Origin of the sequence: Nocardia higoensis, assembly GCF_015477835.1 — a bacterium.
GTDB classification, from domain to species: Bacteria; Actinomycetota; Actinomycetes; order Mycobacteriales; family Mycobacteriaceae; genus Nocardia; species Nocardia higoensis_A.
In genome coordinates this window covers 1-24,672 of sequence record NZ_JADLQN010000009.1, presented here as the reverse complement: position 1 = coordinate 24,672, position 24,672 = coordinate 1, and the positions used below count along the sequence as shown (strand labels likewise).

The 24,672-nt window shown below is 70.0% G+C and carries 23 protein-coding genes; 6 read left to right on the top strand and 17 right to left on the bottom strand.

Translation table 11 applies throughout. The features are described from left to right. Positions 1-111: 111 nt before the first annotated feature. From IU449_RS26345 to IU449_RS26315, 7 genes are all read right to left on the bottom strand, one after another. Positions 112-1,881: a fatty acyl-AMP ligase gene (locus IU449_RS26345; protein WP_195004861.1), complete on the bottom strand. Its 1,770-nt coding sequence runs from the start codon at positions 1,879-1,881 to the stop codon at positions 112-114. Between the two features lie 49 nt (positions 1,882-1,930). Then, the gene (locus tag IU449_RS26340; protein ID WP_324188449.1) at positions 1,931-3,169 is read right to left on the bottom strand and encodes a cytochrome P450; all 1,239 of its coding nucleotides are present in this window, start codon (positions 3,167-3,169) and stop codon (positions 1,931-1,933) included. Beyond that, positions 3,166-4,107 (bottom strand): class I SAM-dependent methyltransferase, encoded by a 942-nt coding sequence (locus tag IU449_RS26335; RefSeq protein ID WP_324188448.1) that lies wholly within the window; start codon positions 4,105-4,107, stop codon positions 3,166-3,168. Before IU449_RS26335 ends, IU449_RS26340 begins: the two co-directional genes overlap by 4 nt. Continuing rightward, positions 4,104-4,355 carry an acyl carrier protein gene (locus IU449_RS26330; RefSeq protein ID WP_195004860.1) on the bottom strand — a complete coding sequence of 84 codons (252 nt, stop codon included), beginning with the start codon at positions 4,353-4,355 and terminating at the stop codon, positions 4,104-4,106. Before IU449_RS26330 ends, IU449_RS26335 begins: the two co-directional genes overlap by 4 nt. 50 nt (positions 4,356-4,405) lie before the next feature. After that, on the bottom strand, positions 4,406-5,401 hold the full coding sequence (locus tag IU449_RS26325; protein ID WP_195004859.1) for an acyl-CoA desaturase: 996 nt from the start codon (positions 5,399-5,401) through the stop codon (positions 4,406-4,408). Positions 5,402-5,441: 40 nt separating this feature from the next. Continuing rightward, entirely contained in the window at positions 5,442-6,710 is a 1,269-nt protein-coding gene (locus tag IU449_RS26320; protein ID WP_195004858.1) for a cytochrome P450, read from the bottom strand. Between the two features lie 78 nt (positions 6,711-6,788). Next, positions 6,789-8,216, bottom strand: coding sequence for an FAD-dependent oxidoreductase (locus IU449_RS26315; protein WP_195004857.1), 1,428 nt, complete (start codon positions 8,214-8,216; stop codon positions 6,789-6,791). Between the two features lie 207 nt (positions 8,217-8,423). Here IU449_RS26315 and IU449_RS26310 point away from each other — a divergent pair, with 207 nt between their 5' ends. The 6 genes from IU449_RS26310 (at position 8,424) to IU449_RS26285 (ending at position 13,517) form a co-directional block, all read left to right on the top strand. Next, entirely contained in the window at positions 8,424-10,097 is a 1,674-nt protein-coding gene (locus IU449_RS26310; protein WP_195004856.1) for an AMP-binding protein, read from the top strand. A gap of 68 nt (positions 10,098-10,165) precedes the next feature. Further along, positions 10,166-10,954: a ferritin-like domain-containing protein gene (locus tag IU449_RS26305; RefSeq protein ID WP_195004855.1), complete on the top strand. Its 789-nt coding sequence runs from the start codon at positions 10,166-10,168 to the stop codon at positions 10,952-10,954. Between the two features lie 2 nt (positions 10,955-10,956). Then, positions 10,957-11,565 carry a PaaI family thioesterase gene (locus IU449_RS26300; protein WP_228805775.1) on the top strand — a complete coding sequence of 203 codons (609 nt, stop codon included), beginning with the start codon at positions 10,957-10,959 and terminating at the stop codon, positions 11,563-11,565. Then, the gene (locus IU449_RS26295) at positions 11,562-11,819 is read left to right on the top strand and encodes an acyl carrier protein (RefSeq protein ID WP_195004854.1); all 258 of its coding nucleotides are present in this window, start codon (positions 11,562-11,564) and stop codon (positions 11,817-11,819) included. Before IU449_RS26300 ends, IU449_RS26295 begins: the two co-directional genes overlap by 4 nt. Further along, positions 11,816-12,649 (top strand): SAM-dependent methyltransferase, encoded by an 834-nt coding sequence (locus IU449_RS26290; protein WP_195004853.1) that lies wholly within the window; start codon positions 11,816-11,818, stop codon positions 12,647-12,649. Before IU449_RS26295 ends, IU449_RS26290 begins: the two co-directional genes overlap by 4 nt. 13 nt (positions 12,650-12,662) lie before the next feature. Next, entirely contained in the window at positions 12,663-13,517 is an 855-nt protein-coding gene (locus IU449_RS26285) for an acyl-ACP desaturase (protein ID WP_195004852.1), read from the top strand. Between the two features lie 63 nt (positions 13,518-13,580). Here IU449_RS26285 and IU449_RS26280 read toward each other — a convergent pair whose 3' ends face one another. From IU449_RS26280 to IU449_RS26235, 10 genes are all read right to left on the bottom strand, one after another. After that, entirely contained in the window at positions 13,581-14,048 is a 468-nt protein-coding gene (locus tag IU449_RS26280) for a PaaI family thioesterase (protein WP_195004851.1), read from the bottom strand. Positions 14,049-14,225: 177 nt separating this feature from the next. After that, complete coding sequence (locus IU449_RS26275; RefSeq protein WP_195004850.1) at positions 14,226-15,599, bottom strand: aldehyde dehydrogenase family protein; 1,374 nt, start codon at positions 15,597-15,599, stop codon at positions 14,226-14,228. Continuing rightward, a complete protein-coding gene (locus tag IU449_RS26270) occupies positions 15,599-16,681 on the bottom strand; it encodes a phenazine antibiotic biosynthesis protein (RefSeq protein ID WP_195004849.1) in 1,083 nt (360 codons plus the stop codon). The genes IU449_RS26275 and IU449_RS26270 overlap by 1 nt, the downstream gene beginning before the upstream one ends. A 110-nt stretch (positions 16,682-16,791) precedes the next feature. Then, positions 16,792-18,012, bottom strand: a complete 1,221-nt coding sequence (locus IU449_RS26265) for an MFS transporter (RefSeq protein ID WP_195004848.1) — start codon at positions 18,010-18,012, stop codon at positions 16,792-16,794. Between the two features lie 76 nt (positions 18,013-18,088). Continuing rightward, positions 18,089-19,441: an LLM class flavin-dependent oxidoreductase gene (locus IU449_RS26260; protein ID WP_195004847.1), complete on the bottom strand. Its 1,353-nt coding sequence runs from the start codon at positions 19,439-19,441 to the stop codon at positions 18,089-18,091. Next, positions 19,438-20,199, bottom strand: coding sequence for an ABC transporter ATP-binding protein (locus tag IU449_RS26255; RefSeq protein WP_195004846.1), 762 nt, complete (start codon positions 20,197-20,199; stop codon positions 19,438-19,440). Before IU449_RS26255 ends, IU449_RS26260 begins: the two co-directional genes overlap by 4 nt. Then, on the bottom strand, positions 20,175-21,038 hold the full coding sequence (locus tag IU449_RS26250; protein WP_195004845.1) for an ABC transporter permease: 864 nt from the start codon (positions 21,036-21,038) through the stop codon (positions 20,175-20,177). The genes IU449_RS26255 and IU449_RS26250 overlap by 25 nt, the downstream gene beginning before the upstream one ends. Then, positions 21,038-22,132, bottom strand: coding sequence for an ABC transporter substrate-binding protein (locus IU449_RS26245; protein ID WP_195004844.1), 1,095 nt, complete (start codon positions 22,130-22,132; stop codon positions 21,038-21,040). Before IU449_RS26245 ends, IU449_RS26250 begins: the two co-directional genes overlap by 1 nt. Before the next feature lie 554 nt (positions 22,133-22,686). Continuing rightward, positions 22,687-23,856 (bottom strand): alpha/beta hydrolase, encoded by a 1,170-nt coding sequence (locus IU449_RS26240; protein ID WP_195004843.1) that lies wholly within the window; start codon positions 23,854-23,856, stop codon positions 22,687-22,689. A 147-nt stretch (positions 23,857-24,003) separates the two neighbouring features. Then, positions 24,004-24,459 carry an SRPBCC family protein gene (locus tag IU449_RS26235; RefSeq protein WP_195004842.1) on the bottom strand — a complete coding sequence of 152 codons (456 nt, stop codon included), beginning with the start codon at positions 24,457-24,459 and terminating at the stop codon, positions 24,004-24,006. Between the last annotated feature and the right edge of the window lie 213 nt (positions 24,460-24,672).

Below are 24,672 nucleotides of genomic sequence, written 5' to 3'. Positions count from 1 at the left end.
CGTCCTGGTCGCCGGAATGGTGACGCGCGGCTGAATTCCAGGCGACGTCGCGGCGGTCGCACTGCATTCCAGGTGAAGGGTTGGACAATGCGGGCCCACAACGCCATCGGGTCAGCCTCCGGTCGGCACGGCGGGCGCCGCCGCCGGTATCCACGGGGGGAACCCGGCATCGAGATGGCGCGCACGCGCCGCACCACGCATGATCTTGCCGCTGCTGGTCTTCGGCAGGGCTCCCGCCACCGTCAGCACGATCCGGCGGGGCGCGAGGTCGTGGTCGCGCACCACCGCTGCGCGGATCGCCGCGGTGATCTCCGCGCTCGCGGCGGCCGACCACGGGTGGGCGCGGTCGATCTCCTGCACGATCACCAACTGTTCACCGTCGGGCCCCGCGACGGCGAACGCGGCGCCACCGCCCGCGCGGGCCGCCGGGTGCGCGGCCTGCGCGGTGTGTTCCAGATCGTGCGGATAGTGGTTGCGACCGCGTACGACGATCAGATCCTTGGACCGGCCGGTGACGAACAGTTCGCCGTCCACGATCTGCCCCAGATCACCGGTCCGCAGGAACCCGCCGTTTCCACCGACGCCGTTCCCACCGAAGCCGCGGCCGTCCTCGTGACAGCGACGGCCGGTATCCGGTCGGGCGCCGAACACCGCCGCCGTGGCCTCCGGATTGCGCCAATAGCCCTCCGCCACATGCGCACCCGCCACCCAGATCTCGCCGATGCGGTCCGGCGCGCAGGGGTGGCCGGTCACCGGATCGACGACGAGTACCTCGACGCCGGGCGCGGGGGCGCCCGAGCCGGTCAGGGTGGTGGCGCCGCGCCCCGGCTGCGCCGAAACCAGCCTGCCCCTTCCCAACTCGGCGCCGTCGGCCTCGAACCGACGCGGTCCCCTGCCCTTGCCGCTGCCGCTGACCAGCAGTGTCGCCTCGGCGAGTCCGTAGCAGGGATACAGCGCGCGCTCATGGAAACCGTAGGCAGCGAACGTCTCGGTGAACCGCCGCAGTGTCTCGGCGCGGATCGGCTCGGCACCGTTGAACGCCACTGCCCAGCTGCTCAGATCCAGGTCAGGGACATCGCCGCGCGCGGCGTGCGCGACGCAGGCGTCGAAGGCGAAATTGGGACCGCCGCTGGTGTGCGCGCGGTAGCGCGAGATCGCCTCGAGCCACAGCAGCGGGCGGCGGATGAAGCTCACCGGCGCCATCAGCACACTGGTCGAGCCGAGGTACAGCGGTTGCAGGATATTCCCGATCAATCCCTGGTCGTGGTAGTGCGGTGCCCAGGCGACGAACGTCGAGGACTCGTCGTGACCGAACGCGCGCCGGATCATCTCCTGGTTCGAGATCAGGTTGCGATGGGTCACCAGCACACCTTTGGGTGACCCGGTCGACCCGGAAGTGTACTGCAGGAACGCGATCGCGTCGGGATCACCCGGCCGTCGGCCGATCCCCTCGGCACGCGGGTCGATCTCGTCGACCGCGATCCGTTCCAGGGCGCCCGCGGACGGCAGGTCCGCGTCGGTGAGCCCGGCCACGGTGAGCACGACCGCGGGGTCGCAGTCCGCGACGATGCCGAGGGTCGCGTGATGCGGCCTGCCCCGGCGCGGCCCGATCACCGGCACCGCGATCACCCCGGCGGACAGGCAGGCGAAGAACGCGACGATGAAGTCCAGGCCGGGCGGGAAGACCAGTAACGCCCGGTCGCCCGGCGCCGCGGCGCCGGCCAGTCGCCCGGCGACAGCGCGAACCCGGCGCTCCAGCTCGGCGTAGGTGAGCACGGCCACCTCGGCGCCGTGGTCATCGAGAAACACATAGGCCGTGCCGGTGGGCCGGGTGGCGGCGCGACGCCGCAGGATCTCGGGGAACAGCTCGATACCCGACATGATGCCTTCCTCTCGGGCGAGGCGGATGTGTTTCCGTTCATGGTGCCGTTCAACGACTTTCGACGATGACGGGGAAGTTCCGCAGTCCGCGGACGATGAAGCTGTGGTCCTGCCATTGCGGCCGGCCGGTGGCCGCGACGAGCCGCTCGGGGCGGCCGAACAGGCACCCGAGGGCGATCTCGGCCTGCATCTGCGCCAGCGGCGCGCCGAGGCAGCCGTGCAATCCGTGGCCGAAGGCCAGCTGACCCGCGGTGTCACGGGTGATGTCGAAGGTGTCGGGATCGGGAAACGCCGCGGGATCCCGGTTCGCCGCGCCCAGACACAGCAGCACCTGATCACCGGACCGGATCAGCTGATCCCCCAGCACGGTGTCACGGGTCGCCCGGCGCTTGGTGTGCTGCAGCGGACTGTCGTAGCGCAGTACCTCCGACACCGCGGAGGTGAGCAGGTCCGGCCGGGCGCGCAGCCGCTCCTGTTCCGCCGGATGCGTGGTCAGTGCGAGGACGGCGTTGCCGATCAACGACTTGGTGGTCTCCACGCCCGCGACGAAGCACATGATGCCCACGCACGCCAGTTCCTCCTCGCTGAGCCGATCGCCGCCACCGATCCGGGCGGCGAGCAACCGGCTGACGAGGTCGTCCCCCGGCCGGGCGCGACGCTGTGCGACGACCTCGCCCAGCGCCGCGGTGAACTCGTCGACCACCGAGCGCACCCGCTCGAAATCCGCGGCCGTCATCAGACCGGGTTCGAGCAGGAACCGGATGTCGTGGGTCCAGCCCGCGAGGTGACCGCGCAGGCCGGGTGGCAGGCCGAGCCAGTCGGCGAGCACCCGCACCGGCAGCACGGCGGCGAAGTCGGTGACGAGATCGCCTCCGCCGTCGCGCCAGGTCTGCTCGGTCAATTCTTCGGCGACCGCGACGATCCGCGGACGCAGGCGGGCGACAGCCGAGGCGGTGAACACGGGATTGACCAGTGCGCGCAGGCGGGCGTGCTCGGGGTTGCCGGTGAACACCAGCGACGTCCGACCCAGGCGGTCGATGCGGTCGATATCGGGCACTCCCAGCCGCTGCGCCTGCCGCCGCAGCATCTCGGGGATCACGTCGACCGCGAAACCACGGTCCCGCAGCACCGTTCGCACGTCGGCGTGCCGGGTGAGTACCCACATGCCCATCGTCCGGTGCACCGGCGCGCCCGCCCGCAGGCTCCGGTACATCGGATACGGGTCGTCGCGGAAGTCGTCGGTGAAGGGGTTGAAGCGCGCCAACGCTCCCGGCGCCGGACCCGTCACAGGTCCCGCCGCCCGACGAAATAGCCGTCGCGGTAGGGGTGCAGCACGATCCGCAGCAGGCAGATCTTGCCCATCCGGAAGCCGAGAGCCGACAGCTTCAGGTAGCGCTCGTACCGTTCGGTGACCTCCGGGCCGACCAGCGCTACGGCCTCGTCGCGACGCGCGCGCAGCCGACGGGCCCACTGCTCGCACGTCCACGCGTAGTCGAGCCGGTCGTTGCGCACCGTGCGCACCTCGAACAAGCCATCGGCGGCGGCGGTGATCTCGGCCAGGGTGGGCAGGTCGGCGTTCGGGAACACCTCGCGCTGGATGAAGCCGCTGGCGTGCTGCGGGGACATGTTCCCGTAGGCGATGGTCTGCACCGACAATGTGCCGTCGTCGTGCAGCCAGTCCCGGCAGCGGCCGAAGAACCGGCGATAGACCGCGATCTTGTCGGCGCTGGAGTCCTCGGGAGTGGCGAAATGCTCGAAGGCGCCGATCGAGACGATGCCGTCGAAGCGGCTGTCGGTCTCGTAGTGCAGCCAGTCGCGCACCTCGACCGACACCCCCGGCAGGTCGAGCCCGCGTACGTGGGCGGCCTGCTCCTCGCTGAGGGTGAGGCCCACGCTGCGCGGCACGCCGAGCCCGGAGGTCCGCCGCAGCAGCCCGCCCCAGCCGCAGCCGATGTCGAGCACGTCCCTGGCACGGTCGGCTCGCACGGCATCGAGGTGGTACCGCAGCTTGCGGTCCTGCGCGATCTCCAGAGTGTCGTCCGCGTGCGCGGGCATGGCGCACGAGTAGGTCAGCGACGGATCCAGCCAGAGCCGGTAGAAGTCGTTGCCGACGTCGTAGTGATGCCGGACCGCCGTCGCGGCCGCGGCCGCGCGGAGAGTGTCGGCCGCGCGCGCAGTGTCGGCCGCCACCGCGCGCGACCCGTCGGCCGGGGCGGCGCCGCTCACGCGACCTGCTCGGACCGGCCGGTCACATATTCGATGACGGCGTCCAGGGTGGGCTCGGCGAACAGTTCCTCCGGCGGGATATCCACGCCGTAGCGCTGCTCGATCTCCATCAGCAACGCGACGGCCACCACGGAGTCCACGCCCAGCCGATCGAAATCCGCTGTGGGGTCGATGCTTTCCGGGTCGACGCCGAGCGCGTCGCCGAGGTATCCCCGGCACCATCGCAGGATCTCGGTTCTGTCGTTCATGGTGAGTCGTCCTTTCTCGGATCGTCGCCACACCGGCGACGGCCGCGCTGTCACAACGCGGGCTGGGCGGGTCGAATTCGTTTGGCGGCCAGGCGTTCGCGGTTGGGTACCTGCACGTCCCAGGCCAGGCCGGTAAGTGCGAGCAGGCGGATCAGCCAGTACCCGGGGTCGAGGCGGTACCAGTCGAGGCCGAACGACGGCGAGTCCGGGAAGGCGTGGTGGTTGTTGTGCCAGGACTCGCCGAACGAGATCAGGGCGAAGATCCCGCCGTTGCGGCTGTTGCCACGAGCCCGGTAGGGCCGGGTGCCGAACATGTGCAGGAACGAGTTGATCGCCCACACGATGTGCTCGAGCACGAACATCCGCACCAGTCCGCCCCACAGCAGCCCACTGACCGCCCCGGTCCAGCTCTGGTACACCAGCGCGCCGATGAGCGCGGGAATCGCCATGCCGAGTGCCACCCACCAGTGGTAGCGCCGGGAGATGCGCACCAGCATGCGATCTTTGAGCAGGTCCGGCGCGTAGTGGACGATGTTGGGGTATTCGTGGCGGCGCATCCACAGGAAGTGCGAGTGCGCCAGTCCGCGCACCCGCCCGAGGAAGCCGTCGCCGGAGAGATTCGGCGAATGCGGATCGCCCTCCTGATCGCTGCACTCGTGGTGACGGCGATGGATGGCGACCCAGGACAGGACGCCGCCCTGGCCCGCCATGGAACCGATCACGGCGAGCGTGGCGACCACCGGCGGCGCGGCCTTGAACGTGCGGTGGGTGAACAAGCGGTGATAACCCACCGTGATCGCCAGGCCCGTCGCCATCCAGCCGCCGACCAGCAGCGCGATCTCGGTGACCCCGACCGGGTGGACCCAGGCGAAGGCGATCGCGGCCGCGGTGCCGAAGATCGGCAGCACGTCGAACAGCAGGAAGTGGCGGCGTTGCAGGCGATGCAGGTACGGACTGTCCACCGCGAGCTTGCGTGGGGCGGCGCGCCGGGCCGGCCGCTGCGCCTCGGATTCCGGTACTGCCCGCTCGATGTCGGCATCGGACATGACGGCTCCCTTCACTGGAGAACTGCTGATACCCAGCGGCTCAGGCGGGTGTGAACCGGGTAGGCAACGCCTCCAGGCCACGGATGACGACGTTCGGCTTGTACAGCGGTGTCTCGGTGAGGGGTTCGATGTCCTTCACCTTGCGTAGCAGCACATCGAGCAGCACCTCCATCTCCAGCAGCGCCAGGGGCGCGCCGAGGCAGTAGTGGATGCCGAGGCTGAAGCCCAGATGCTTCTTGGCGGGTGCGTGCGGATCGGAGTACCGCGACACGTCGAGCCGGTCGGAGTCGGGGAAGGCGTCGTCGTCGCGATTGGCCGAGTTGATCAGCACCACCACGCCCTCGCCCGGCTCGAATTCCCGGCCGGCGACGGTGATCGGCCTGGTGGCGGCGCGAGTGGTCATCTGCACCGACGGTTCCATCCGCAACAGCTCGTCGGGGGCGGACGCGGTCAATTCGGGGCGGGCCCGCAGGGCCGCGATCTGATCCGGATTGCGCATCAGCTGCAACATTCCGGTCCCGATCAGGTTGGCGGTGGTCTCGTGTCCGGCGACGAAGGTGGTGATGCAGGTCGCCAGCAATTCCTGCTCGGTCAGCACATCGCCGCGGTCCTCGACCTGGGAGAGCACGCTGAGCAGGTCGTCGGCCGGTTCCCGGCGGCGCGCGTCGAGCAGTTCGCGGAAGTAGGCCATGAATCCACGCGAACCCGCGCTGCGGGCGCGCAGCGCCTCCTCCGGCAGGGTGTAGTCGTGGTCGAATCCGCGGGCGAGATCCTGCGACCACCGGTGCACCTGCTCGTAGGCCTCCGACGGCACGCCGATCAGCTCGCAGGCGATGATCAGCGGCAGCGGGTAGGCGATCTTCTCGATCAGGTCGAACTCGCCCGCCGCGAGGGCGTCGTCGACGAGCTGCTCGGTCAGTTCCTCGATGCGCGGCCGCAGCCGGGTCACCATGCGCGGGGTGAACCCCTTGGTCACCAGGTTGCGCAGCCGGGTGTGGTCCGGCGGCTCCATCCACAGGAACGAGGTGGGCAGCTCTTCGGGGGCGTCCTCCGGCGAGACGGTCGGATGCATCATCGCCGCTTCCTCCGCGTGGCTCCACGCGGTGGTCGAGAGCACGGCCGCGCAGTCGTCGTAGCGGGTCAGCAGGTAGTGGCCCAGCGGCGTCTGGTGCAACGGCCCCGCTTCCCGCAGGACGCGGGCCGCGGAGTAGGGGTCCGGCCGCCCGTCCGGTCCGAACACGTGGGCGATGGCGGTCTGGATCGCGGAATCCTGTTCCGCGACAACCGTGCTCGCGATAGTCGAGTCCATGTCGAGTGGTCCCTCCGGTCGGAGTTCGTTGGGGGTGGGATGGTTTCGGTTCGGCGGCTGTCCGGCGAGAGCGGCCGCTCAGCCGGTCGGGTCGGCGACGGCGGGTGGCTCGGCCACCCGGCCGATGCGGTGGTCGCGGCGCCACAGGATGCGCCGGGCGAGATCGGGTCGCAGCAGCGCGGTCGGCGGTTCCACCAGGTTGGCGACCCGCAGAAAGGTGCGCGACACCACCGGGTCGACGTGCGCGGCCCGATGTGCCCGCGCCACATAGGCATTGGTGAGCCGGATGCGCAGGCCGCGCGGTCCCGGCACGGCCGGGTTCGCCAGGTCCGACCCGGCGGAGAGCCGCCACGCGACGTCCACGACATCGCTCGCGGCGGAGTAGAACCGGGCAGGCAGGTCCGCGCGCCCACCCGCGGCGAGGCAGTCGCGCAGGACGATCGCCTGCTGCGCGGCGACGGTCATGCCCTGCGCGTAGAGCGGATTGAAGCTGCACAAGGCATCGCCGAGGACGACGAAACCGCGCGGCACGGACTTCAGCCGGTCGAAACGGCGGCGCACCGGCGAACGGAACTTGTGCGGCACGATCGCACGCTGTCGCTGGGCGGTGCCGCTGCGATGTCCGGCGGACTCGGCCGCGGCGATCAGCCCGTGGATATCCGGCGCGGCGAGGGTGGCCGCGAAAGCCGCGAATCCGGCGGGATCGGTCGGCGGGTGATCGCCGAGCATCCCGGCCAGCGTGACGTGCCAGCGGTCGCCCTCGACCCGGATCGCGCCGCCGCCGCGTCCATCGGCTCCGGTGGAGATGATGACCGAACGATGCCCGTCCAGCCGGCCCTCGACGTGCGGTATCAGGGTGGAGGCATACCCGAGACCGACCTCGAGCCGTTCCTCTGCCGGCGCGCACGCCCCCAGCGCGATGAGCCATTCCGGTGCGCGGGACCCGCGACCGGTCGCGTCGACGATCAGCTCAGCGGCTTCGGGCCGGACGCCGGAATCGCCGGACAGCAGCACGGCGCGCACCTCGTCGGCGTCGCCGAGGAGGCCGTGTGCGGCGCCGGCGCACCAGCGGATGCCCGGTGTCGCCAGGGTGCGGCGGCGGATCACCGCCTCCAGCAGCGGCCGGGTCGCCATCAGCGAGGTGAGACCGGTCGCGGTCGGCGCCGCGCGCAGGCCGCCCAGATACCACCGGGTGCCCACCAAAGCCTCGGCGGTGCCCGCGCCGAGCTCGGTCGCCTCGGAGGTGAACCCCGGATACAGCTGCTCGAGGATCGTGCGGCCGCGATCGAGCAGCCCGTGCAGGTGCCTGCCCTGCGGCACGCCGCGCCGCGGCCCCTCGGTATCGAGCGGATCGCGTTCGACGAGAAGGACATCGGCGAAATGCTCGGAAAGCACCCGGGCGGCCAGCAGTCCGGCGATGCCGGCGCCGAGAACGACGGCGCGGCCCGGCGCGTTCGTGAATTCACCGGACGACGATTCCCGTGCGGCGGATCGGTCGGAATTCACCGGCAACTCCTGAAGGGGGAACGCTTTATTCCGTGCCGATCGTGCCGCCTGCCGATCCCGCGGGGCACGCTCATCGCCCGCTTCTATCGCGCAATAGCTGAAATACGATACGGCTCAATTCGATTGGGTGATCGGCAGTGATTATCACCGTCGCCGGTTCACAGCGAATTCAGCGCGATGTCACCATGCGCTGTTGTCGTGGCCGACATGGATTCTGCGCAGACCGCCGAAACTCTGCCGGGCCGGCTGGCCGACATCGCGAACACCTGCCCCGACGTCCCCGCGACATTCTGGTCGGTGTCGGAAACGGTGAACTACGCCGAATTGCACCGCCAATCTCTGGTCATGGCGGCGACGCTGGTCCGGCACGGGGTGCGGCGCGGTGAACCGGTGGGAATCCTGTGCCCGAACGCGCCGGAATTCCTCGTCGCGCTGTTCGCGGTCACCGCGGCGGGCGGCGCGGCGACTCCCCTGCCGCTGCCGGCGGGGGCACGCCAACAGGAGGCGTTCCCGCGCCGGCTCGCCGCGATCACCGCGGCGGCCCGGATGCGCACCGTGCTGGTATCGCACCGATTCGCCGGCGCCGCCGCGCTGCTGGGGACCGGCGCCGGGCAGGTCGCCGGGCGAGAGGTCACTGTGCTCGACACCGCGGCATCGGTCGACACCGACCGCGGATCCGACACGCCGTTGCCCCCCATCGGCGCCGACGACCTGGCCGTCGTGCAGTTCACCTCCGGCAGCACCGGCACCCCGAAAGGCGTGCGGCTGACCCACCGCAACGTGCTCGCCGGCTTGGCCGCGATCCGCACCGGCATCGCGCTCGACCACACCGACCGCGGCGGGTTCTGGCTGCCGCTGTTCCACGACATGGGCCTGTTCGGCACGCTGTCGGCGATCCTGCGCGGCATCCCCGCGCATGTGTGGTCGCCGCTCGCCTTCGTCAAGGACCCCGCGCGCTGGCTGGCCGAGTTCGCCGCGAGTGGGTCCACGATCACCGCGATGCCGAACTTCGGCTACGAGGCCCTGCTGGCCGCGGTGCCGCCGGAACAGGTCGGCGACTACGACCTGCGGCGCTGGCGCATCGCCTTCAACGGCTCCGAGCCGATCTCGCACGAGGTGGTCACCGCCTTCTGCGCGCGGTTCGCCCCCGCCGGGTTCGATCGGTCGTCGATGTTCGGCGTCTACGGGATGGCCGAGGCGACCTTGGCGGTGACGTTCCCGCCGCTGCGCCGGGGGCCGCGGTTCGAATGGGTCGACCGCGCCCGGCTCGCGGATGACGCTGTGGCGCTGCCGATCCCGGCGGAGGAGCCGGGTGCGCGCGCCGTCGCCGGGGTCGGCGGCCCGGTGGCCGGGTTGCGCGTGCGCGTGGTCGATCTCGACGGCCGGGACCGGCCCGGGGGCGGCGTCGGGGAGATCCTGATCCAGGGTCCGTCGGTGACCGCCGGGTATCTCGGCGGCGATCCGGCGGGCACGGCCGCGGAGTTCTCCGACGGCTGGTTGCGCACCGGGGACCTGGGCTATCTGCGCGATGGGGAACTGTTCGTCACCGGCCGTCGCAAGGAGATGATCACCGTCCGCGGGGTCAACTACTACGCCCACGACGTCGAGCACGCGGTGCGCGAACTCGACGGCCTCTACCAGGGCAGATGCACCGCCGCGGCGAATCCGGAGGGCGCCGACGTCATCGCGCTGATCGCCGAGACCGAACTCGAGGGCGCCGCCGCGGACGCGTTCGCCGAACGTGTGCGCGGGCATATCGCCGCCGAACTGGGCCTGGCCGCCGTCGAGGTGCACCTCGTCGCCCCGCGCACCATCCCCCGCACCAGCAGCGGCAAGCTCCAGCGCCTGTCCGCCGGGCAACTCCTCGCACGGCAGCGCTGACCTTGCCCACCTCGCACCTTGCCCACCCCGCACCGCAGCAATTCTCGCACTCAGGAATGGAGCCACCCGTGCACAGCTACGACGTCTTCCGCCATTACGAGCGCCTGCATTGGCGGCTGGCCGATCTCGACCTCGACGCGGTGGACACCTCACTGGTGCGTCCGGAGTACATCACGCTGGCCGAGAGCGCGGCGATGGGCGAATCCAATGTCATCGCGGCCGTGCACGGCTTTCTCGACGAGTTCGTCGACGACTACGACTTCTCCGCCTTCGCCGTGGTGTGGGGCTTCCAGGAAGTGCAGCACCACTACGCCTTCCGCGCCTGGCTGAGCGCGGTCGGACACCGCGTCGACCAGGACGCCGTCAGCGCGATGCGCGCACCCTATGCGCCGGGCACCACGCCCTCGGCCACGCTGGCCACCAACATCATCTCCGAGCTGACCGTGAACCACGTCTACCGTGCGGTCGCCGCCTGGGTGCAGGAGCCGGTGCTGAAGAACCTGCTGCTCAAAGCCAGTCGCGACGAGGCCGGGCACGCGCGCGAGTTCATCCACTACGCCACCGAGCGGTTGAAGCGCAGGCCCGACGAACTGCCCTCGGTGCTGGAGACGCTCTACGTGTACAGCTCCGAAGCCACGATCAAGCATCCGGTGAGCACCTTCAAGGCGGGCATCAGCGAGGGCGGCGATCACGCGACGATCGACACCGGCTTCGACCTGTTCCTCGAGCAGGTGGCCGCCGACGGCGAGCTGGACGCACTGCACGACAAGGTCCGTCGCACCTTCGCGGGCATGACCGGTCTCGACCTGTCCAGCAACGCGCGCGTGCGCCGCGCCCTCGCCGACGCCCTGGCCTGACCATGACGACCGGTGAACCCGTCGCGGTGCCGTGGTCGGTCATCCCGGACTACCACTGCTTCGGCTGCTCCCCGCACAATGCCGCCGGGCTGCGGCTGACCTTCACCCCGCACCCGGACGGACTGCGCGCGGACTTCCGGCTGGACCGGTCGTTCGAGTCCTACCCCGGCGTCGTGCACGGCGGGCTGACCGGGGTGATCTGCGACGAACTGATGGGCAACCTGATCGTGCTCACCCGGCACCGTCCCGCCTTCACCGTCACCCAGCGCACCCGCTTCCTCACGCCGCTGCTGATCGCCCGGGACTACCACTGCGTCGCCGCCCTCGAGCCCAGCCCGCCCGGGCAGCCGCTGCGGGCCCGCGCGGAGATCCGCGCGGCCGACGGCGCGGTCTGCGCCACCTCCACCGCCACCTATCAGCCGTTCGCCCTGGAGGACGCGCGCCGTCACCTCACGCTCGACGACGACGAGATCGCCGCCCTCGCCCACGCACTCGCGACCGGCGATCACACCGCGCCCGATCCCACCGCCCCACATCCCCCTGCCGCGCATTCCCCTGCCGCGCATTCCCCTGCCACGAATCCCACCGCCACGAACGGAGTTCCGTCATGACCGACACCGCCGACATCCTGCGGACCGTCACCGAGATCGCCCTCGCCGAGACCGGCATCCCCGCCACCGAGCTGCGGCCCGAGACCGACCTGCGCGGCATGGCCGGGGTCGATTCGGTGCGCGTGCTGCGCATGGTCGCCAAGATCGAACGCGCCTACGACATCGAACTCGAGGACCAGGACGTCTTCGGCCTGTCCAGCCTCGAGGACGTGGTGACCGTGGTCGACCGCGCACTGCGTGAGGCCGCCGCGTGAGCGTCACCGCCGACACCAACCAGCACTACGACCTCGACCCGGAGATCTTCGGCGAATTCCTCGATCCCCTGCGCAAATACAGTTCCGCGCTCTACGAGTCGCCCGCCGACACCCTCGAGCAGGCACAGCGGCGCAAACTGCGGTTCGTCGCGCGACGGCTCGGGCTACGCGGCGGCGAACGCCTGCTCGACGTCGGCTGCGGCTGGGGGTCGCTGATCCTGTTCATGGCCGAGGAGTTCGGTTGCCTCGCCACCGGGGTCAGCCCGGCCCCGCGCCAGCACGAGTACATCGCCGCGCAGGCCAGGGCCCGCGGCGTCGCCGAACGGGTCCGCACCGAGGTCGGGCACTTCGAACGGATGGACCTGCCCCCGCGCAGCGTCGACGCGGTCACCCTGCTGGGCTCCATCGTGCACATGCCCGATCTCGACGCGGTCTTCGGCAAGGCGCGCGCGGTGCTGCGCAGGCGCGGCACGCTGTATGTCTCCGAGAGCTGCTTCCGGCACGCCGCCGCGCGCACCGCGTTCGACGGCCGGGCGGGCACCGAGTTCGTGCGCGAGGACATCTTCGGCTGGGGCGAGCTGCGCCCGCTGTCGGAGCTGGTGACCGCCGCCGAGAACGCCGGATTCTCGATCATCGCGGTGGACGACCTCACCGAGCACTACCGCCGCACCATCGACGACTGGATCGCCAACGTGGACTCCGCGGCCGCCCGCATCGACGGGCACAGCCCCGGGCTGGCCGACCGGCTGCGGCACTACCTGGAGATCGCCAACGCCGGATGGGGTTACACCACCAAGCACTACGCGCTGACCTGCCGCAACGCCCGATGAGGAGAGCCGTCCGATGAAGAAGGTGAGCGACATCGCGTCCGCACTGATCCCCGTCGAGGAGATGGCGGCGGCGGTCGACGGCTTCCTGGCCGCCTCGCCCGCCGCCCGCTCCTGGGATGTGGAGACCGCCTTCGACTGGCCGCGCGCCGATGCGGACCGGCTCACCGAGGGCCAGCGTTCGGCGGTGCGGTTCGTCACCCTGATCGAAGATCACCTGCCGGGTTACTTCGGCGTCTACCACCGGTACTTCCCGGTGGACGACAGCGTCGATCACGCGAGCTTCGTCCACAATCGCGAGCTGTACCACTTCACCGTCCGCTGGGCGCTGGAGGAGGACACCCACGCCCACGCGCTGGCCCGATACCAGGACGCCGCCGGCATCGCCGACCGCGGCGCGCTACGCACCGAACTGGCGGTGGAGGGCCGCAAGCCGTTCGATCTGCCCTACGACCATCCGGTGCAGTTCTTCGCCTACGCGCTCGTGCAGGAGAAGGCGACCCAGATGTATTACCAGCAGCTGCGCGATGTCGTCGGCGATCCGGTGCTGGCGGCGCTGCTCGGGCGGCTGGCCCGCGACGAGGCACGCCATTTCAGCTTCATGGCCGACGTGGTCGGCCGCTACCTGCGGGTGCAGGGCGATGCGACGACCGAACCGATCCGCGATGTGATCGCCGACTTCCGGATGCCGTTGGCCGACACCATGCGCGGCTACTGGCGGTGGGCGTTGCAGATCGCGGACGTGGCCTCCTACGACCACACCCGAGCCTACGAACACCTGGTAAAGGTGCTCGATCGTGCCGTGGACGCTCGTTCCGACCGGCTCGACGAGCTCATGCGGTTCATCACGCAATGCCGCGCCCTGACCTGACCCGGTGACGACAGTGGCCCCGCGGCAGGGGAATTCGCACCGCGGGGCCACTGTCGCAATCACTCACTTCTGCGGCTGCAGCACCATGATCGTGGTGGAGCCGTGGGCGATCAGCTTGCCCGCGGCGTCGGTGATTCTGGCCTCCGCGGTCGCGGTGCGCCTGCCGACGTGGATGGCGGTCGCCTCGCAGGTCAGCCGCGACCCGTCCATCGTCACCGACCGGATGAAGTTGACCTTCAACTCCAGCGTCGTATAGGCCACGCCGTCCCCGAGTGTGGTGAACACCGCGCTGCCCATCGCCGTGTCCATCAGGGTCGCGATGACCCCGCCGTGCACGGTGAACATGGCGTTGATGGTGGCCGGATTCGGATCCAGGTAGTACCGTGTGCGGCCCTCGCTCGCGCTTTCCAATCGGATGCCCAGCGACGCCCCGACGCCCAGATTCTCCTGCAGCCCGCGCTCGAAGATGGCGGTCAGTTCATTGACGCGCGCGGCGACCGTGCCCTCGGACCGCGTGTCGATACTGGTCATGGCTTCTTCCTCTCTGACGGACGATGCCGACCCATTCGACCAGCGGCCGGTGAACATCGCCGGTACCCGCGGCCTCGCATTCCCGATTCCTATCGTCTGATCCGACAAGCCTTTTCAGTGCCCGGGACTCGGGCGGCCTCGGCGCGCACGACTGGCGGCCGAGGCCCGAGCGAACGATCACGTCGCGGATCGGATCATCCCTTTGGTGCGCATGAGATGTTCGGCGAGGTAACCGTCGTGCGGCACTCCCGGGCGCAGCCAGGTGGTGGGATGGTCACCGACGTAGAGGTTGGTCACCGACGGCTCGTCCAGCAGCTGGCCGACGAGGTCGTCGCGGGTGGTGATCGCGGTGAGCACCAGCGAGTTCCGCAACGGCGCGATCCCGTCCTCGGGCCGCCACGGACCCACCCACACGCACGGGAAGCCGAGTTCGACGCCCAGTTGCGGGGCAGAGCTGTCGGCGACCAGGTGCACGGCGGGGCGCAGCACCGCTCCGCCCGAGGGCAATTCGTCCACGACGGTGTCCGCGCCGAGGATCGGACGCGCATCGCCCGCGACCCGGGCCAGGTACCGCGCCGTTTCCCGGGCGGAATCCACCGGTCGCACGGTGAGAATCGCCTCGGGATGGTCGGCGGGCAGACTGGGGACGGCGGCCAACGCCTCGGCGACCGCCAGGGCGACAGGTTCGGGGTCGCCCTCGACGAGTATCGCGGTGGCGCAGGTGCACGCCGTACCGCCGAGATGGCTGACCGAACCGGCGAGCAGGTCGATCTTCGACCGCCAGTCGACCTCCCCGGTGAGCAGGATCTTCGACCGCCCCGGTCCCTGGGTCAGTACCCGCGGGTTCGCGGCGTACTTGTCCACCACGTCCTGTCCGCCGTAGACGATGGCGTAATCGGATTCGGCGATGATCACGTCGGCCGCCGCGTAATCGGTCGGCAGCAGCGTCACGACATCCGGCGGGAAACCCGCCTCCCGCAGTGCGCTCACCAAACGGAAGGCGGTGTACGGCTCGCGGGTCGACGGCCGCACCACCACCTTGTAGCCCAACGCCAGCGCCTCCGGCCACAGCCCGTGCACGGCGGGAGTGTTGCCCGCCGCGTGCACCGCGAACAGATCGCCCTTGCGGGTCCAGACCGCCGACCCGGCCAGGGTCCGATTGTCGCGCCACGACGCGACGGCGCCGTGCGGCATCGCCAGCTCGGCGACGACCCGCTGTGATCGCAGCACGTCGGCGACCCAGTCGACCGACTGCCGCACCACCGCCAGCGGCACACCGGAGGCGGTCGAGACCAGTCGGGCGTACCGGTCGGGGTCGAGACCACCGACCGTGCCGTGCAGGAACAATTCCGCGGCCCGGTCGAGCGCGGCCAGCCGCTGCTCGACGGGCAGGACGGCGGCGGCGCGCATCGCGGCGAGGGTGCGCCGCACATACAGTGGCGGCACCTGGGAGATCTCGCCTATCCGCTCGCCCGCGGTCGAGGTCAGCGCGAGACGTTCACGGGTGCGGTACGCACCGGCCGGCCCGAGAGCGTCGATCTGGATATCCATCAGTACACACCTTCGATCACGGCGCGGTCGCCGAAGGTGGCGACCGGCCCCACGTCGGCGACGGCGCAGCCCAGCGCACCGGGCAACGCATGCACCTTGGTAGCCATATCGCGCTCCAGATTGTTGGGCAGCAACGCGTACTTCGTGAGGTGGTTCATCACCACCTGACCGCGTTCGCCGAATTCGACGTCCGTCGAGGTGCCGGGATGCACGACCCGGAACGCGATGTAGGGACTCGGCGCGTCGAACACCGGCAGCCCGTCGGGGCGCTCCTCGGGCCGTTCCCGCGACATTCCCAGAATCGTCGTGCTGCCGTAGAGACCCTTCAGCGGGATGCCGGGGAAGATCTCCTGCCGGAAGATGTCACGCGAATCCGCATCCATGTGCGCACCGCTCCAGCAGATGAACCGCACCTGCGCGCGCACCGCGTCGACGAGTTCGGGCCGCCGCGCCAGACGCTCGAGCAGGGGCGGGGTGGTGATCAGAATGCCGACCGACTGGGTGGTCAGAATATGCGCGGCCTGATCGACGAGGTGCTCGGCGTAGCGATCGGCCTCGTCGGTGTCCCCGCGGGCGATCAGGTGTTTGATCCAGCGCGGATCGAGGTCGACGGTGAACTTCACGCCGTGGTGGCGGCGCGCCCTCCTGGTCGCGAATTCGCCGAACATGTGCGGCCCGCTGGGCGCGATCGCGAGGGTGTTCAGCGTCCCGAGTTCCGCGTAGTGGAATTCGTCCCAGCCGAGCGCGAATTCCATCCACCGTTCGAACATCACGAAGCGCTTCGGCAGACCGGTCGTGCCACCGCTTTCGAAGATTCCGGCGATCACCCGATCCACCCCCTCGAGTCCGCGCGGTATCAGATCCTCGACGGCCACGTCGCGGAATTCGTCGATGACGTTCGGGAACCGACGGAGGTCGTCGAAAGTGCGGATGTCGGCGATCGGATCGAAATCCAGCGTCTTCGCCCGGCGCAGCCAGTACGGGCTACCGGTCTGCGGCCGGAAATGCCAGCGCATCAGTTCCCGCACATATTCGTCGGGATCGGCCGGGACCGTGGAGATATCGAGTACGGCAGAACACATTTTGCCCTCCAGCTGCGGGTATGCCACGCCAACTATCGCGTGAGCACAACGGGGCAGAACCCGTATGCCGCAACCTCGATGACGCGATCGGCTGCTGCCGGTCCGGCCGATCAGCCCCGGTCGTTTCTGGTATGTCCGCCCACCCCGCCGGGCCCCACCGGAAACCAGCGATACATCGCCCACGCACCTGCCAGCGCCGATCCGGCGAGCGCGATCGACGCCGCGCCGAGCGCGGCCAGCGCACTGATCGCGCCGATCGCCAGCGGCCCGGTGAACATGCCGATGTCGTGGGTCAACCGCCAGGCTCCCAGGAACTCCGCCTGTTTCCCCGGCGGAGCCACATCCGCGCCCACGGTCATGATCAGCCCGTTGCCGATGCCGTTGGCCAGCCCCAGCAGCACCCCGGCGATTCCCGCCGTCACCGCGGTGTGGGTGAACGGCAGCGTCGCATAGCCGAGCGCGAAGCACAGCATCGACGGCACCCCGGTGGCGCGCCGGCCGAAACGGTCCATGACAACCCCCGCCGGATAGGACATGAGCACATCGATCGCGCCGGAGATGCCGAAGATCAGGCTGGTCGTCACCGGGCCGAGCCCGATGTGCGCCGCCCACAGCGGCAGCAGCGACTGGCGGGCCGCGCGAGCCGCGCCGGTGAGCAGTGCCGCGGAGCCGAGCGTGCCGAGCACCCTGCGGTTCTCCACGACCACCGAGATCAGTGTGTGCGTCCCGCCGCCGCTGCTGACATCGCGGACGACGATCATCGCCAGACCGGCCAGCGCGGTGGTCGCGCACTGCAACCACAGCGCGCCGTCGGGCCCCATCGCGTGCACGAGCCCGGCGCCGAGGAACGGACCGGCGAAATAGCCGAGCCGATGCGAGCCCGCCAGCACCGACAGCGCCCGTCCCCGCTCCGGCGGCGGCACCACCGCCGCGATGTAGGTCTGCCGGGCGAGCCCCCACACCGCGCCGGAGGCACCGGTGAGCAGCATGCCCGCCGCCAGCACGATCGGATTCGGCGCGGCGATCGCGGCCCCGACGCCCGTGAGCCCGAGCGCGGTGCCGAGCCCGATCGCCCCGCGCTCACCGACCCTGGCCACGATGCGGCCCGCGGGCAGGTCGGTCAGCACCATGCCCAGCCCGCTGAGCGCGACGATCAGGCCCGCCATCCCCACCGACGCGCCGAGTTCCAGTGCGCGCAGGGCGAACATGGGCGCGGCCGCCCCGGCCCCGGCTCCGTAGAGCACCATCGGCGCGAACACCGACCAGGTCAGGCTGCTCAACCTCACCCGGTCGACCCGCACCCGCGGCCCGGCGACCTCGTCGATGCTCATCGCCCGGCCCCGGCGTTCTCGGCGGGCCGCGGGTCCGGGCAGAGTGCGGTATCCGAGCAGTCCCGCGGCGGGCCGCTCACCGCGCCGACGCGGGCTGCGCGGCGAACCGGCTCTGCGGACGCGGCAGACCGAAGTGATCGCGCAGCGTCGTCCCGGTGTACTCGGTGCGGAACAGCCCGCGCTCCCGAAGGATCGGCACCACCGTCTCGGTGAAGATCTCGAGCCCGCCCGGATAGTACGGCGGCATCACATTGAAACCGTCCGCGGCGCCCTGGGTGAACCACTCCTCGATGGTGTCGGCGACCTGCTCGGGGGTGCCGGCGACCACCCGGTGCCCGCGCGCGCCCGCCAGCCGGTGCAGCAGTTGTCGCAGCGTCGGATTCTCCCGCCGCACGATGCCGGCGACCACCTGCAGGCGGCTGCGATTGTTGTCGGTGACCTCACCGGCGTCGGCGAACAGGTTCGGCGGCACCTTCTCGTCCAGAGCCAGGTGCGCCAGATCGCGACCGGCGACACCGGCCAGCTGCGTCAGGCCGTACTCGGGCACCGTGAGCTCGTTGAACTCCCGCTCGAGCCGCACGGCGTCGGCCTCGGTGGCGGCGATGAACGGGCTGATACCGGGCAGGATCTTCACGTGATCGGGGTTGCGGCCGAACGCGGCGGCCCTGGCCTTGATGTCGGCATAGAAGGCCTGCGCATCCGCGAGCCGCTGATGCGCGGTGAAGATCGCCTCGGCATAGTGCCCGGCGAACGCGCGGCCCTCGTTGGACGCACCGGCCTGCACGAGCACCGGATGGCCCTGCGGCGTGCGCGGGGAGGTGAGCGGGCCGCGCACACGCAGGTATTCCCCCTCGAAGTCGATCCGGTGGATCTTGTCCGGGTCGGCGTAGTACCCCCGCTCCTTGTCGAGCACGATCGCGTCGTCTTCCCAGCTGTCCCACAGCGCGACCACGGCCTCGACGAACTCCCGCGCCCGAGCGTAGCGATCGGCGTGCACGGGATGCCGATCCAGACCGAAGTTCGCGGCCGCCAGATCCGTTCCCGTGGTGACGATGTTCCAGCCCGCGCGCCCGCCGGAGAGGTGGTCGAGGCCGGCGAACAACCGCGCCAGATTGTAGGGCTCGTAGTACGTGGTCGAGGCGGTGCCGATCAGACCGATCCGGCTGGTGGCCGCCGCGATCGCCGTCAGCAGCGTGATCGGCTCGAGCCCGGCGGCGGCGTTGTATTTCACATTCGATCGCAGCGCGGGGCCGTCGGCGAAGAACACCGCGTCCAGCGTGGCCGCCTCGGCGGTGCGCGCGATCTCCTGGTAGTAGGTGATGTCGTAGATGCGCTCGGGGCTGCCCGTGGGGTGCCGCCACGCGGCCTCGTGATGGCCGGAGGGGTAGATGAACGCGTTCAGGCTCAGCTGACGGGGCTGTTCGCTCATGATGCTTGCTTTTCCTTCTCGAGCACGATGGCACGGGGTTCGGTGTCGACGCCGAGGGCGTTGAGCAGAACCTCACGGGCACGGATGAATTCGGGATCGCGGTGACGGCGCGGGCGGGGGGCGTCGATGCGCAGATCGGTGGAGATCACGCCGCCGTCGAGTACCAGCACCCGGTCGGCGAGCAGCACGGCCTCGTCGACATCGTGGGTGACCAGCAGCACCGCCGGCTTGTGCTCGGCGCACAGTTCCTGCAACAGGGCGTGCATCTTGATCCGGGTCAGCGCGTCCAGCGCACCGAACGGCTCGTCGGCCAGCAAAAGCGCCGGCTCACGCACCAGCGACCGGGCCAACGCCACCCGCTGCTGCTCCCCACCGGAAAGCTCACGCGGCCACGCCTTCTCACGACCGGCCAGGCCGACCTCGGCCAGCGCCGCCGCACCACGCCCGGCCGCATCCTTACCGTCGAGCCCGAGGATCACATTGTCGAGCACCCGCGTCCACGGCAGCAGCCGCGAGTCCTGGAAGACCACCGCCCGCTCGGCGGGAACGCTCAGCTCACCGGAACCGGTGACGTTGTCGTCCAACTCGGCCAGCGCCCGCAACAGCGTGCTCTTGCCGGATCCGCTGCGGCCGAGCAGCGCCACGAACTCGCCCCGACTGATCTCGAGATCGATGTCGCGCAACACCGTTCGTTCACCGAACCCGCGACTCAGCCGCCGGGCTCGGACCACATTCAGTCCCCGAGTGTCTGTCGCCATGACAACGCCTTCCTTTCCACCGCACGCACGGCGACGTCACCGAACAGGCCGAGCAGGCCGTAGATCACCAGGCCGACGACGATCACATCGATCTGGCCGTAGGTCCGCGCCTGGGTCATCAGGTAGCCGATGCCGCTCGTCGCGTTCACCTGCTCCACCACCACCAGCGCCAGCCAGGAGATCGTGACCGCCAGCCGCAGGCCGATGAAGAATCCCGGCAGCGCGCCGGGCAGCGCGATCTTGCGCACGAAGTCCGCGCGGGACAATCGCACCGTCTCGGCCAGTTCCACATACCGCGCGTCCACGCTGCGCAGGTAGGCGTGGGTGTTGATGTAGACCGGCACCAGCACGCTGAGGGTGATGACGATCAGCTTCATCTCTTCGCCGATCCCGAACCACACGATGAACAGCGGGATCAACGCCAGCGTCGGAATCGCGCGCTTGATCTGGACCGGTCCGTCGATCACGGCTTCGCCGAGCCTGCTCAGACCGGCGACGAGCGCCAGCACGACACCGATGCCCACACCGAGCGCCAGCCCGACGACGGCCCGCTGCAGAGAGGTCCACAGATTCGACTGCAGGCGACCGTCGGCGATCAGATCACCCGCGGTCTGCGCGACCGTCCACGGCGCGGGCAGGGTCTCGGGATCGAACGCCCCCACTGCCGCACCGATCACCCAGATCGCGATCACCAGCCCCGGCCCGAGCGCGAAGCCGAACGGGATCTGCTTGCCCGGCCCCAGCCGCCGCCGTGACCGCCCGGCACTGTCGACCCGGTCCGCCGCGGCGCCGGTGCCTCCGGACCGACGCAGCACGCCGGTCGCCGCCAAGGTCGCCATTACTTCTCCTTCGGTTCGAACGCGGCGCCGGACTCGGTGACCGCTTCGGTGACGACGGTGTCGAAACGCAGGTCGAAGCCCTCGGACGCCGAGACTTCGCGGGGCAGGTGCCCGGCGGCGTCGATGACGTCGATGGTCTGCTGCTGACGATCGATCAGGCTCTGGTCCAGGTGCGGGAAGACGTAGTCACCCAGCGATTCGACGATCCGGTCGGCGTCCTCGGCCGAAACCTTCTGGTTCTCGACGTAGTACTGCTGCTTCCACTGCTCGGGATGGGTGTTCACCCACTGGTAGGCGCGCACGTACGCGCCCACCAAGGCCGCGAGCGCCGCCGACTTCGCCGGATCCTCGGTGACCGCACGGCGCGCGTACAGATACGCCAGCCCGCTGTAGATGCCACGGGTCTGCTCGTCGGGCACCAGCGAGGCGCCCTCGGTGCGCAGGAAGCGGGTGACGTTCGGCTCGATCAGCGGGGCCACGTCGACCTGGCCGGTGCGCACCGCGTCGAGGAACTCCGCCAGCTGCAACCGCACCAGCTCCACGTCGTCCACGCTCAGCCCCGCTCTGTCCAGCGCCCGCAACACGGCGGCCTGCTGAGCGGTGCCTTCCGCATAAGCGATCTTCCTGCCCTTCAGATCCTTCAGCGTCGGCACCGAGACACCGGGCGCCACAGCCAGTTTCAGGCTGCTGACGCTGGTCTGATAGGCCGCCACGATCGGCACGTCCTGGCCTGCGGCCAGCGCGTGGATGGGCGGCGTGTCCCCCACGGGAGCGACGTCGGCCGCGCCGGCGCGAAAAGCCTCGAGGATGGCCGGGCCGCCGACGAAGTTGGCGAACTCCACCTCGAACGGCAGCTTGTCGAGCTCACCGGAGAACCGCAGCGCCGACTGCAGCCGCTCGGACTGGTCGGCGATCACGAGCTCGGTGCCGGGCGGCACCTCCGTCGACAGCGGTGCCGTCCCCGCCGCACCGGCAGGTCCGTCGTCCTCGGCACAACCGGACGTTCCCAGCGTCGCTGCGGTCGCCAGGGCGAGCAGAACGGCGGTCATGCGACGGCCACCGCGGCGGCCGAATTCGGTACGAGTTCCTGACATGCCCAGTATTGAAGCAATAGTCCGTCCCCCTCCGACACCATTGCCGACACCATGATTCGAATTGCCGCACGCTGCACCGGACAGCTGGCGGCACACGCGAATTCACTGATTACGCAGCGTTTTCCGGCATCCGGCCGTGCCCCGCACGACAGGATGGGCGGTATCGGGACTTCGCCTCCGAAAGGTTCGGCGGCCACCCGGAGCTCGCCTCCCCAGCTCGGCGGCCATCGAAATCCGGCCGCACAAGGGCGCAACGGGTGGCCCCCACCCCCGAGACCGCCGTACGGCCATCGCCCAGGACGCCGCTCGAGAGTGCCACAGCAGATGCCCACCAAAAGCACACCCACGCCGTCGCGCTGCCGTCGCCCAGCACGCCGCTCGAGGGTACGCAGCAGGTGCCCACCGAAGCACCCCCCAATGCCATCGCCGAGCGCGCCGCGCAAGGACGGCGGCAGGTGCCCCGATCGTCGAGCGCGCCATGCGCGAGTTCCCTCGAGTGCACCCGCGTGCACACTCACGAGTTCGGCGGTGCTGCGGGTGCCCGGAAGCAGATCTCAGGAAGGTGCGGCGGCGGTGATTCCGGTATCGTCGGCCTGCTCCAGATAGCGCTGCACGAACGGCACCACCTGGCGCTGGACGATGGCGTTGTACCGCTCCGGAGCCTGCATCGGATTCGCGTGCCCGGTGCCGCGCGGCATCCCCACCAGCAGGCTGCCTTCCGGCCCACCCACCTGCTCGATCAGCACGCGGTGGGAGTACTCGACGTCGACCACGCGGTCACTGCCGGCGTCGCGCGGACGCAGGAACACGATCGCGGGGCGCGGCTTGCCATGCTCGGACCCCGACAACGCGCGCAGATTGTCCACCGCGCCGCCGCCGACAATCGCCCGGAACTGCGATTCGATCAGGCCGTTGCTGGCCGTGTCGTGTGAGAACACCTTCTCGGTCGCCACCTCCGCCAGCACCTCACGCAATTGCCGGAGGCGGAGGCCGGGCACCGGATCGGTGGCGATATCGACGAATCGCTCACGGCGTGCGTAGGTTTCGATCACCATCCGCAATGTCCGGCTCTCCCGGGCGCCGGGCAGCCAGCCCATCCAGCGGAGCATGTCCTCGCCGCGCCCCCGGCTCTCCGGTCGCACCGCGTTCAGATCCACCGGCGTGCAGTCCAGCAGCACCGCGGACAGTCTGCGATCGCTGTCCTGATGGATGTGCTCACCGACCTCGAGCGCGATCACCCCGCCCATGCTGTGCCCGACGAGCACGATATCGCGTACCCCCGACATCTGCGCGGCCCGCACGATCAGATCCGCGATGACCTTGCTGTCGATGCCCTGGTTGTCGTATCTGATCGCCCACACCACCCCGAGGTCCCGCAACGCGGGCAGGGCGGCCGCGGTCTCGGTGGCGTCGAGCCCGCCCAAACCCACCAGGTCGACGACCGCGGTGTCCCAGCCCCGCTCATGGGCAGGCGGGGCGACCGGTAGCAGCGCGGGCGCGGTGAGCGCGAGCCGAGCGCGCTCCGGCGCGACGTCGTAGATCCAGTACCGGACGAGCAGGGTGAGCAGTATCAGCAGTGCTCCGGCCGACCGGACCAGGACGGTCTTGGTGCGACGCAACACCGGCCCGCGGCGCCAGAGGCGAGTCTCCCGCAGCCGAGCCTTGCGCCGCCGGTCATCCCAGTCGGAGACGGTGGACGGATGCCAATTGTCCAACGGCGACATCACTCCACGGTAATCACGGCCGCATGCCCCCGCCACGCACCTGCACCGCCACGCTGGCACCACCACGCGGGCAGTCGTGAGTCGGTAGATGCGCACCTACCGACTCGGCACCCGCGCTGGTCCGTCCCCAACCGCGATGGGGTTCGCTCAGGCTTCGGCCAATGCCGCCAATTTCGCCAGCGACATGCGCCAGCCGATCTCGTTCTCGTCGGGGCTGAGCCCGCTGGGCAGGTCCTCGTGCACCGCTACCAGATCGGTCCCCCCGTTCACCTCGGTGAGCGTGTAGCTGATCGTCATCGAACCGCTCACCGCCGGATCCTCGGTGTCGAATTCCACCAGCTGCACCACCCGTTCACCGGGCACGAGCATCACGAAGCGTCCTCGATAGCTGTCGGAGTTGCCGAATGTCTTGCCGGCCGCGTCGGGGTCGTCGTAGGTGAGGGTGATGCGGAATGCCCCGCCCTCCCTGGCGTCGAACTCGTGGACCTCGCTGGACATTCCGTCCGGCGCCATCCACTGCGCGACGGCCGAGCCGTCGATCAGGAGCCGATACACCGTGTCGCGGGAAGCGCGGATGTGCTTGCCGATCCTGGTGGCCGTCATACCGCCCACCGTAGTCCGCCGTAGTCCGCGCGCCCGGTGCGGATCACCGCCGCCGGCACCTTTCCCCGACGATTGAAATGCTGTGGATACGCCGAAGGCCCCCAACAGTGTTGGGGGCCTTCGGGAAAGGATGTTCCGGCGGTGTCCTACTCTCCCACACCCTGTCGAGTGCAGTACCATCGGCGCAGGTGGCCTTAGCTTCCGGGTTCGGAA